This window comes from Streptomyces griseoruber, assembly GCF_001514205.1.
GTDB classification, from domain to species: Bacteria; Actinomycetota; Actinomycetes; order Streptomycetales; family Streptomycetaceae; genus Streptomyces; species Streptomyces griseoruber.
The window spans coordinates 736,729-745,885 of the sequence record NZ_KQ948765.1; the positions used below are offsets into that span (position 1 = coordinate 736,729).

Here is a 9,157-nt window from a genome sequence, read left to right on the forward strand (position 1 = left end):
TCACCTACCGCACCCTTTTGCCCCTATGAGACATGAAATCGCCGTAAACATGCGGAGTGCTCCGGAGTCCCGGCAAAACCGTTGGACAACTCCCGCTCCCCCGGGGACCGTTGACGGAATGGATCAGGAGCAGATCTGGGACGCGGACGCCGCCCGGCGCTACGACACCCCGGGTAAGGGGATGTTCGCGCCCGAGGTGCTCGGGCCGACCGTGGACCGGCTGGCCGCGCTCGCGGACGGTGGGGCGGCGCTGGAGTTCGCGATCGGCACCGGACGGGTGGCCGTGCCGCTCGCCGGGCGCGGCGTACCCGTGACCGGCGTAGAGCTGTCCCGTCCGATGATCGAGCAGTTGCGGACGAAGGCGGACGAAACGGCGATCCCCGTGGTCGTCGGCGACATGGCGACCACGCGGGCGCCGGGCACGTACACGCTCGTCTACCTGGTCTTCAACACGATCTCCAATCTGCTCACCCAGGCCGAACAGGTCGCGTGCTTCCGCAACGCCGCCCGGCATCTGGCGCCCGGCGGACGGTTCGTGATCGAGCTGTGGGTGCCCGAGCTGCGCAGACTGCCCCCGGGCACACCGGCGACGGTCTGGCACTCCGAGCCCGGGTACATCGGCCTGGACACCTACGACGTCCTGCGCCAGCACGTCGTCTCGCACCACTTCCGGTTCGGCGAGGAGGGCCGCGAGGCCCGGCTGGACCGCAGCCCGCACCGCTACATCTGGCCGGCCGAGCTCGACCTCATGGCCCAGCTGGCCGGGTTCGAGCCGGAGAGCCGGCACGCGGACTGGACGGGAGCGGAGTTCACCGCGCAGTCCCGCTCCCACGTGTCGGTCTACCGGCTCCCCGGATAGCCCGCGGCGTCAGGCGTCCCCGTACGCCTCGCCGCCCAGCTCCAGCAGTGCCGTCCCGGACGTCGTGTCCGCCAGCCAGGCCCGGAAGGCGTCCACCTCGGCGTCCGGGAGGCCGATCTCGATGCTCACCGCCTCGCCGTAGCGAACGTCCCGGACCTCGCGGCCGGTGGCGCGCAGATCGTTCTGGACCTTGCCTGCGCGCTGGTGGTCGAGGGTGACGGTGGCCAGGCGGAAACGGCGGCGGGTGAGGGTGCCGAGGGTGTCGAGCGCCTCGCCGACCGCGCCGCCGTAGGCCCGGATCAGTCCGCCGGCGCCGAGCTTGACGCCGCCGTAGTAGCGGGTGACCACGGCGACGACGTACCGCATGTCGCGGCGCAGCAGCATCTGGAGCATCGGGACGCCCGCAGTGCCGCCGGGTTCACCGTCGTCGCTCGCCTTCTGGACGGCTGCGTCGGCGCCGATGACGTAGGCCCAGCAGTTGTGGGTGGCGTCGGCGTGCTCCTTGCGCACGGACGCGATGAACTCCTGGGCCTCCCGCTCGGTCGCCGCCGGGGCGAGGGCGCACAGGAAGCGGGAGCGGTTGACCTCGGTCTCGTGCACGCCCTCCCGGGCCACCGTGCGGTACTCGTCCTGCATCCGGCCACCCTATGCGCTGCCCGGGGACGCCCTCAGTCCGCCTGGTGCGCCGCCTGGTGCCCCTTCTTGCCCCGGGGCACGATCACCGAGGTCAGCAGCGCGGTCCCGGGGCTCAGGGAGTGCCAGCCGGGTCCGTGCCAGGCCAGCACGGCGATCGCCGAGGTGGGGAACTTCAGCCGCACGTCGTCCAGCGCGTGACCGAGGTCGTCCCCGGCGAGCTCCAGGACCAGCTCCTCCAGGCCCGGGTTGTGGGCGACGAGCAGCAGCGTGCCGATCCCGGCGGGGGTCTCCCGGACGACGTCCAGCAGCTCCGGCACCTCGGCCGCGTACAGGCGCGGGTCGTGGCGGACCGGGGGCGGGGCGTCCCACTCGGCGGAGGCGAGCTGCCAGGTCTGGCGGGCGCGTACCGCGGTGGAGACCAGCGCGAGGTCGGGCACGCAGCCGGTCTCCGCGAGGGCGCGGCCCGCGGCGGGCGCGTCGCGGCGGCCGCGGGCCGCGAGGGGCCGCTCGTGGTCGGGGACGCCGCCCGGCCAGTCGGACTTGGCGTGGCGCAGCACCACCAGCCTGCGCGGCGGTCCGTCCTGTGGGCTCATAGCGGGGCTCCCAGATCGCGGGTCAGGTCGAGGCCGAGGAGGCGGTCGGTGTAGGCGTACGTCTCGAAGCGGGCGCCGGGCGCAAGCTCAGGGCCGGCGTCCTCCACCCACCGCAGCACCCGCAGCACCTCGGGTACGTCCAGGTCGTCCTCCCAGGCGGTACGGAGCCGTCCGCGCACCGGGTCCGGGACGGGGCGCGAGGGCCGCCTCGCCCAGTCGGCGACGGCTCTCCGCCAGCGTACGAGGGTCTCGCCGGCCTCGCCCAGCACCGCCGCGTCCAGTCGGACCGGCTCGGTGCGGGGCCGGGACAGCAGCGCGAGGCGGAGCACGGCGGGATCGTCCGGGACCGCGCCCTCGACCCCGGCCACGGCGATCCGCACCCCGTCGGGCTCCGGACCGCCCTCCCCCACCACGTGCAGGATCTGTGCCTCCCCCACCCCGGAGCCCAGGTCCTGGCCGTCCTCGAAGGGGTGCATGCCGAGCGCGGTGGCGCCGGACCGCAGCTCCGCCTGCTGGCGCCCGCCGGTGAGCAGCGCCCACACGGGCGTCCCGCCGAGCTCCAGCGCCCGCACCAGCACATCGGCGACGAGCAGGATCCGCAGCGACCCCGCCCCGTACCCGGAGGCATGCGCCTGTACCCGGGTCAGACCACGGCGGACGGGAGCGGCGACGACGGCTTCGCCGGTTCGGGCGTCGGTGATGCGCAGCACGAGGCGAGCCTAGGGGGACCGTCGGGGATTCGCAGGCAGGGGGGTGGAATCAGGGGTACTCGTGGCGCGTTGGAGTGCGTGACAGGTATGGTGCGCGACCCCACAGGAGGCCGACGGTGTACGGCGACGACGCGACGATCCGGAAGATTCTCACCGGGCTCGGTGACACCTGGGCGGTGGTGGGGCTGTCGACGAACCGGCGGCGGGCGGCGTACGGCGTCGCCGAGGTGCTGAAGCGTCACGGCAAGCGGGTCGTGCCGGTCCATCCGAAGGCGGAGACGGTGCACGGGGAGCAGGGCTACGCTTCCCTCGCGGACATCCCCTTCGAGGTGGACGTCGTGGACGTGTTCGTCAACAGCGACCTCGCCGGTGCCGTCGCCGACGAGGCGGTCGCGAAGGGCGCGCAGGCGGTGTGGTTCCAGCTGGACGTCGTCGACGAGGCGGCGTACGAGCGGACGCGCGCGGCGGGTCTGGAGATGGTGATGGACCGCTGCCCGGCGATCGAGATCCCGCGGCTGGGCTGACGCCGGACCGGGCCGCCCCGGTCCCACAGGTTCCCCGGGCATGCTGGGCGCTCGTATGCCTGAGAACGAGAACGAGCAGCGGGGCGAGAACGAGCACCGGGGCGGGGACGAGCCCGCCTCCGCCCGCTGCTGCATGCCCTCCGCGGGCGGCCGCCCCGCCGACTCCGCGCGTCCGCTGCCCCTGCCGTCGGCCCGGGCCGACGCGGACGGCATGGTGGAGCTGCCCGGCGGTGCGTTCCTGATGGGCGCGGAGGACGCGGAGGGCTTTCCGGCGGACGGGGAGGGGCCCGTACGGACCGTGCGGGTGGCGCCCTTCCGGATCGACGCGTACGCCGTCAGCAACGACCGGTTCGCCGAGTTCGTCGCGGACACCGGCCATGTGACGGACGCCGAGCGGCTGGGCTGGTCGTACGTGTTCGCCGGGTTCCTGCCGGGCGCGCTGCGCCGCGGGTCGCCGCGCCCCGAGCGGACGCCCTGGTGGTGCGCGGTCTCCGGGGCGGCCTGGAACCGGCCGGAGGGGCCCGGCAGCTCACTGCGGGCGCGCGGGGACCATCCCGTCGTGCACGTGTCGTGGTTCGACGCGGCCGCCTACGCCGCGTGGGCCGGGCGGCGGCTGCCCACCGAGGCCGAGTGGGAGTACGCGGCCCGGGGCGGGCTGGAGCGCAAGCGCTATCCCTGGGGCGACGAGCTGGATCCCGGCGGGGCGTACCGCTGCAACATCTGGCGGGGCACCTTTCCGACGAGGAACACCGCCGCCGACGGCTATCGCGCGACCGCTCCCGTCGACGCGTTCGCCCCGAACGGCTTCGGGCTGTACAACGTGTCGGGCAACGTCTGGGAGTGGTGTGCGGACGCATGGTCCGCGCGCGGTGCGGAGAAGGTGATCCGGGGCGGCTCGCACCTGTGCCACGCCTCCTACTGCAATCGCTACCGCGTGGCGGCCCGCAGTGCCAACACCCCCGACAGCTCCAGCGGACATGCGGGTTTCCGCTGCGCCCAGGACGTCCCGGGGGCGGCGGACCGGTCGATAATGACCGGGTGACCACCAACTCCCCCTCTTTCCAGCGCACTCAGGTCGTCATCGTCGGCGCGGGCCCCGCGGGGCTCACGGTCGGGAACATCCTGCGGGCCGCGTCCGTCGACTGCGTCGTCCTGGAGACGGAGAGCCGTGCGTTCATCGAGCGGCGGCCGCGGGCCGGTGTCATCGAGGAGTGGGCCGTCAACGGGCTGCGCCGACGGGGCCTGGCCGACTATCTGCTGGCGCGCGCCCAGCGCCACACCGCCTGCGAGTTCCGCTTCGGCGGCGAGCGGTACCGCTTCTCCTACGGCGATCTGACGGGCCGCCACCACTGGGTGTACCCACAGCCGTTGCTGGTGACCGACCTGGTCCGCGAGTACGTGGACGTACGCGGCGGTGACGCCCGGTTCTCGGTGCGCGACGTCGAGCTGCGCGATTTGGACAGCGGGCACCCCTCCGTGTCGTACACCTGCGGGGACTCCGGTGAACGGCGGATGCTCGCCTGTGACTTCGTGGTCGGCGCCGACGGTGCGCGCGGGGTCAGCAGGGCCGCGATGCCGCCGGGGCACGCCCGGACCGCCCGGCACGACTACGGCGTCGCCTGGCTGGCGCTGCTCGCCGAGGCCCCGCCGTCCTCCGACTGCGTGCTGTTCGGCGTGCACGAGAACGGCTTCGCCGGGCACATGGCCCGCAGCCCCGAGGTGACCCGCTACTACCTCCAGTGCCCGTCCGGCGACGACCCGGAGAACTGGCCCGACGACCGGATCTGGTCCGAGCTGCACGTCCGGCTCGCGGGCGGCGCGGACGCCCAGGCGCTCACCGAGGGCCCGCTGACCGAGAAACGGGTGCTCGCCCTGCACGACTACGTGGTCGAGCCGATGACGTACGGGCGGCTCTTCCTGGCCGGTGACGCGGCCCATCTGGTCGCGCCGATCGCCGCGAAGGGCATGAACCTCGCCCTGCACGACGCGTTCCTGCTGGGCGACGCGCTGGTGGCGTATCTCGACGGCGGGGACGGCGAGGGCCTGGACGGCTACTCGCAGGCGTGTCTGCGGCGGGTGTGGGACTACCAGGAGTTCTCGCAGTGGCTGTCGGAGGTGTACCACGGGACCTCCGCCAAGGATCCCTTCCGGGCGGGCACGACCTTCGCCCGGCTGCGCCGGCTGTTCACCTCGCCGGTGGCGGCCGCGGCCTTCGCCGAGCAGTACCTCGGGACCGCCGAGCACTACTGAGCGGTGCCCGGCCGGTCAGTCGTGCACGGGCTCGTCGCCGAGCCGGTGGTCGGCCACGTTCAGGGCCTCGCCCACCAGCCGGCGCAGATGGCCGTCGGAGAGCGAGTAGATCACCCGGCGGCCCTCCTTGCGGGTGTGCACGAGCCCGGCCAGCCGCAGCCGGGCCAGATGCTGGCTGACCGCCGGCCGGGCCGCCCCGCACACCTCCGTCAGCGTGGTCACATCGGCCTCGCCCGAGGTCAGCGCGTGCAGCAGGGTGAGCCGGGTGCGGTCGCCGAGCAGGGCGAGCAGCTCGGCGGCGAGCGCGAGCTGCTCCTCGCCGGGGGTGCGCGGATGCGCATGGTGCGCAGGTGACAGGTGCATGCGTGCGCTCATACGCACATAATGGCGGTGTGGGCGGACACGCGTCCACCCCCGGCGCAGCGGAAGGGACCGACGTGAGCGAGCAGCACGACCACGACCACGAGCACGAGCACCACCACGGACACGCGCACGAGCATCCGCACCACCACTCCCCCGGGGCATCCTCCCTCCGCCACCGCCTCTCCCATCTGCTCACCCCCCACTCGCACGAGAGCGCCGACAAGCTCGACCCGGCCCTGGAGTCCTCGGCCCGGGGCATGCGCGCGCTGTGGGTCTCGCTGGCGGTGCTGGGCGTCACGGCACTCGTCCAGGCGGCCGTGGTGGTGGTCTCGGGGTCGGTGGCTCTGCTGGGCGACACGGTGCACAACGCGGCGGACGCGCTGACCGCCGTACCGCTGGGCATCGCGTTCGTGGTGGGCCGGCGGGCGGCCACCCGCCGCTTCACCTACGGCTACGGGCGCGCGGAGGACCTGGCGGGCCTCGCGATCGTGCTGACCATCGCCGCGTCGGCGGCCTTCGCCGGGTGGACGGCGGTCGAGCGGCTGCTGGACCCCCGGCCGGTCGAACATGTCGGCGTCGTCGCGGTGGCGGCGCTGGCCGGTTTCGCGGGCAACGAGTGGGTGGCCCGGTACCGCATCCGTGTCGGCCGCTCGATCGGCTCGGCGGCACTGGTGGCGGACGGGCTGCACGCGCGCACGGACGGCTTCACCTCCCTGGCCGTGCTGCTCGGCGCGGGCGGTTCGGCGCTGGGGTGGCAGCTCGCCGACCCGGTGGTGGGGCTGGCGATCACGGTGGCGATCGCGCTGGTGCTGCGGGACGCGGCGCGGGAGGTGTTCCGGCGGGTGCTGGACGCCGTCGACCCGACGCTGGTCGACCGGGCCGAGCGCGCCCTGCTGGAGGTCGAAGGGGTGCGCGGGGTGGGCGAGTTGCGGCTGCGCTGGATCGGGCACCGACTGCGGGCCGAGGTCGCGGTCGTCGTGGACGGCGAGGCGACCGTACGCCGGGCGCACGCGATCGCCGTGCACGCGGAGCACGCGCTGCTGCACGCCGTCCCCCGGCTCACCGCGGCCCTGGTGCACGCGGATCCGGCGCCGGTGCCGGGCGAGGCGGATCCGCATCTGGCCCTCGCCCACCACACGGCGGCCTGAGGACCGTCAGACGCCGAGCCCCTCCAGCACCACCGCGCCCGGCAGTCCGGCGAACGCCTTGCCCGGGACGAGGAGCTTGCCGCGCCGGAGTCCGCTGCCCACCAGCACCCACGGCAGGTCGACGACGGCGGAGTCCACCAGGACCGGCCAGGCGGCGGGGAGCCCGATCGGGGTGATCCCGCCGTACTCCATGCCGGTCTCCCCCACCGCCGTGTCCATCGCCGCGAAGGACGCCTTGCGGGCGCCCAGCTGCCGGCGGACCACGCCGTTGACGTCGACCCGGGTGGTGGACAGGACCACACACGCGGCGAGGGTGGTGTCCCCGCCGCGCTTGCCGGCGACGACGACACAGTTCGCGGACTTCTCCAGCAGGTCCCGGCCGTAGTGCTCGACGAAGACGGCAGTGTCGGCCCACTGCGGGTCGGTCTCGACGTAGAGGATCCGGTCGGCGGGCACGCTGCCGCCCCAGTGGCGCACGGCGTCGGCGACCGGGTCGGTCAGCTCCTCGAGGCAGTCGGGAGCGGGGGTGGCGGTGCCGAAGTCTCCGATGGGTGCGCGCATACCCGCACGCTAACAAGATCCGCCCCGCCGGGGCGTCGGCGTCTCAGCGCACGGGCGGGACCGAGACGGCCAGCACCAGCTCCGCCGGGACGTCACCCCGATTGCCGTAGGAGTGGGGGGCGTTGGCCTCGAAGGTGACGCTGGATCCGGCCGGGACGCGGTACTCCTCGCCCTCGACGGTGAGGGTCAGCTCGCCCGCCGTGACATGGATGATCTCGACCGTGCCCACGGGGTGCGGGTCCGAGGCGCTGCCCTCGCCCGGCATCAGCCGCCAGTCCCACATCTCCAGCGGGCCGGGGGCCTCGGTGCCGGCGAGCAGCCGGCTGTAGCTGCCGGCGTCGGTGTGCCACAGCCGGACCACCTGGTCGGCCGGGACGACCCGCACCTTCGGCCCCTGCGCGTAGTCGAGCAGGGTGGTGACGCTGATGCCGAGCGCGTCACCGATCTTGACGACGGTCCCGATGCTCGGGTTGGTGCGGGCCTGCTCGATCTGGATGAGCATGCCCCGGCTGACCCCCGCACGGGCGGCGAGCACGTCCAGGGTGAAGCCGCGCACCGCACGCCAGTGCTTGACGTTGCGCGCCAGGGACTGGGTCAGCAGGTCGAGGTCCGCCACATTCCGTCCAATATCCTGAAGTCCAATATCTTGAATGACAGAGTTCATCGTGTTGCACTACCGTGGGTGCAGCCGATGGTGCACCGAACTGTACTGCGAGGGACCGTGACCGCACTCTTCGCCCTGGCCACCAGCCTGTTGTGGGGACTGGCCGACTTCGGCGGCGGGCTGCTGACCCGCCGGGCCCCGGCGCTGACGGTCGTCATGGTGTCCCAGTCGATCGCGACCGTCGTCCTCGGCGTGATCGTGATCGCCACCGGCGGCTGGAGCGAGGCCGGCCCCCGTCTGTGGTTCGCGGTCGCCGCCGGGCTGGTGGGCCCGGTGGCCCTGCTCTCCTTCTACCAGGCCCTGGCCCTCGGCCCGATGGGCGTGGTCTCCCCGCTGGCCACCCTGAGCGTGGCCGTCCCCGTCTCGGTCGGCCTGGTCCTCGGCGAGCGCCCCGGCCTCCTCCAGATCGCGGGCATCGCGGTCGCCGTCCTGGGCGTGGTCCTGGCGGGCGGTCCACAGCTGCGCGGCGCGCCGGTCCAGCGGCGGGCGGTCCTGCTCACGCTGGTCGCGGCACTCGGGTTCGGCACCGTGTTCGTGCTGATCACCGAGGCGTCGACGACCCCCACCGGCCTGTTCCTCGCCCTGTTCGTGCAGCGCCTGACCAATGTGGCGGCGGGCGGAGTCGCCCTGTACGCCGCCGTCCGGCGCGGTGCCCCCGCACTCCCCGAGGGCGGACTGCGTCTCTCCGCGCTGCCGGTGTACGGCTTCGTCGGGCTCGCCGACGTCGCCGCCAACGGCACCTACGCGGTCGCCGCCCAGCACGGCCCGGTCACGGTCGCCGCCGTGCTCGCCTCGCTCTACCCCGTGGTGACGGCCCTGGCCGCTCGCGGCTTCCTGCGCGAGCGGCTG

At 73.8% G+C, this 9,157-nt stretch carries 12 protein-coding genes; 6 read left to right on the forward strand and 6 right to left on the reverse strand.

The features are described 5' to 3' along the window. Positions 1 to 118: 118 nt before the first annotated feature. Entirely contained in the window at positions 119 to 859 is a 741-nt protein-coding gene (locus AQJ64_RS11570) for a class I SAM-dependent methyltransferase (protein WP_055638411.1), read from the forward strand. Positions 860 to 868: 9 nt separating this feature from the next. Here the strand turns inward: AQJ64_RS11570 and AQJ64_RS11575 are convergent, their stop codons facing one another. From AQJ64_RS11575 to AQJ64_RS11585, 3 genes are read right to left on the reverse strand one after another with little or no spacing between them, the layout of a single operon-like run. After that, the gene (locus tag AQJ64_RS11575; RefSeq protein ID WP_055638412.1) at positions 869 to 1,495 is read right to left on the reverse strand and encodes a YigZ family protein; all 627 of its coding nucleotides are present in this window, start codon (positions 1,493 to 1,495) and stop codon (positions 869 to 871) included. A gap of 32 nt (positions 1,496 to 1,527) precedes the next feature. Next, positions 1,528 to 2,088, reverse strand: coding sequence for a SixA phosphatase family protein (locus AQJ64_RS11580; protein ID WP_059202598.1), 561 nt, complete (start codon positions 2,086 to 2,088; stop codon positions 1,528 to 1,530). Next, positions 2,085 to 2,798: a hypothetical protein gene (locus tag AQJ64_RS11585; protein ID WP_059202599.1), complete on the reverse strand. Its 714-nt coding sequence runs from the start codon at positions 2,796 to 2,798 to the stop codon at positions 2,085 to 2,087. Before AQJ64_RS11585 ends, AQJ64_RS11580 begins: the two co-directional genes overlap by 4 nt. Positions 2,799 to 2,914: 116 nt before the next feature. Here AQJ64_RS11585 and AQJ64_RS11590 point away from each other — a divergent pair, with 116 nt between their 5' ends. From AQJ64_RS11590 to AQJ64_RS11600, 3 genes are read left to right on the forward strand one after another with little or no spacing between them, the layout of a single operon-like run. Further along, entirely contained in the window at positions 2,915 to 3,322 is a 408-nt protein-coding gene (locus AQJ64_RS11590; RefSeq protein ID WP_055638114.1) for a CoA-binding protein, read from the forward strand. 55 nt (positions 3,323 to 3,377) lie between these two features. Further along, positions 3,378 to 4,364 carry a formylglycine-generating enzyme family protein gene (locus AQJ64_RS11595; protein WP_420876580.1) on the forward strand — a complete coding sequence of 329 codons (987 nt, stop codon included), beginning with the start codon at positions 3,378 to 3,380 and terminating at the stop codon, positions 4,362 to 4,364. Further along, positions 4,361 to 5,572, forward strand: coding sequence for a 4-hydroxybenzoate 3-monooxygenase (locus AQJ64_RS11600; RefSeq protein ID WP_055638113.1), 1,212 nt, complete (start codon positions 4,361 to 4,363; stop codon positions 5,570 to 5,572). Before AQJ64_RS11595 ends, AQJ64_RS11600 begins: the two co-directional genes overlap by 4 nt. A 15-nt stretch (positions 5,573 to 5,587) precedes the next feature. On the opposite strand, the gene AQJ64_RS11605 is transcribed toward AQJ64_RS11600, so the two are convergent. After that, on the reverse strand, positions 5,588 to 5,947 hold the full coding sequence (locus AQJ64_RS11605) for an ArsR/SmtB family transcription factor (protein WP_055638112.1): 360 nt from the start codon (positions 5,945 to 5,947) through the stop codon (positions 5,588 to 5,590). A 62-nt stretch (positions 5,948 to 6,009) separates the two neighbouring features. On the opposite strand from AQJ64_RS11605, the gene AQJ64_RS11610 reads away from it, so the two are divergent. Then, positions 6,010 to 7,083 (forward strand): cation diffusion facilitator family transporter, encoded by a 1,074-nt coding sequence (locus AQJ64_RS11610; RefSeq protein ID WP_055638111.1) that lies wholly within the window; start codon positions 6,010 to 6,012, stop codon positions 7,081 to 7,083. Positions 7,084 to 7,089: 6 nt separating this feature from the next. Here AQJ64_RS11610 and AQJ64_RS11615 read toward each other — a convergent pair whose 3' ends face one another. Next, positions 7,090 to 7,644 (reverse strand): YbaK/EbsC family protein, encoded by a 555-nt coding sequence (locus AQJ64_RS11615; protein WP_055638110.1) that lies wholly within the window; start codon positions 7,642 to 7,644, stop codon positions 7,090 to 7,092. 43 nt (positions 7,645 to 7,687) lie between these two features. After that, entirely contained in the window at positions 7,688 to 8,260 is a 573-nt protein-coding gene (locus tag AQJ64_RS11620) for a helix-turn-helix domain-containing protein (protein ID WP_055638109.1), read from the reverse strand. Positions 8,261 to 8,365: 105 nt separating this feature from the next. Between AQJ64_RS11620 and AQJ64_RS11625 the strand changes: the two genes are divergently transcribed. Next, positions 8,366 to 9,157 (forward strand): EamA family transporter (locus AQJ64_RS11625; RefSeq protein ID WP_059202600.1); only part of this gene is annotated, 792 nt, incomplete at its 3' end.

What these genes read in the sequence shown, in the direction of transcription:
- AQJ64_RS11570 (WP_055638411.1), top strand. Translation starts at nt 119, where the DNA reads ATGGATCAGGAGCAGATCTGGGACGCGGACGCCGCCCGGCGCTACGAC.
- AQJ64_RS11575 (WP_055638412.1), bottom strand. Translation starts at nt 1,495, where the DNA reads ATGCAGGACGAGTACCGCACGGTGGCCCGGGAGGGCGTGCACGAGACC.
- AQJ64_RS11580 (WP_059202598.1), bottom strand. Translation starts at nt 2,088, where the DNA reads ATGAGCCCACAGGACGGACCGCCGCGCAGGCTGGTGGTGCTGCGCCAC.
- AQJ64_RS11595 (WP_420876580.1), top strand. Translation starts at nt 3,378, where the DNA reads ATGCCTGAGAACGAGAACGAGCAGCGGGGCGAGAACGAGCACCGGGGC.
- AQJ64_RS11605 (WP_055638112.1), bottom strand. Translation starts at nt 5,947, where the DNA reads ATGAGCGCACGCATGCACCTGTCACCTGCGCACCATGCGCATCCGCGC.
- AQJ64_RS11615 (WP_055638110.1), bottom strand. Translation starts at nt 7,644, where the DNA reads ATGCGCGCACCCATCGGAGACTTCGGCACCGCCACCCCCGCTCCCGAC.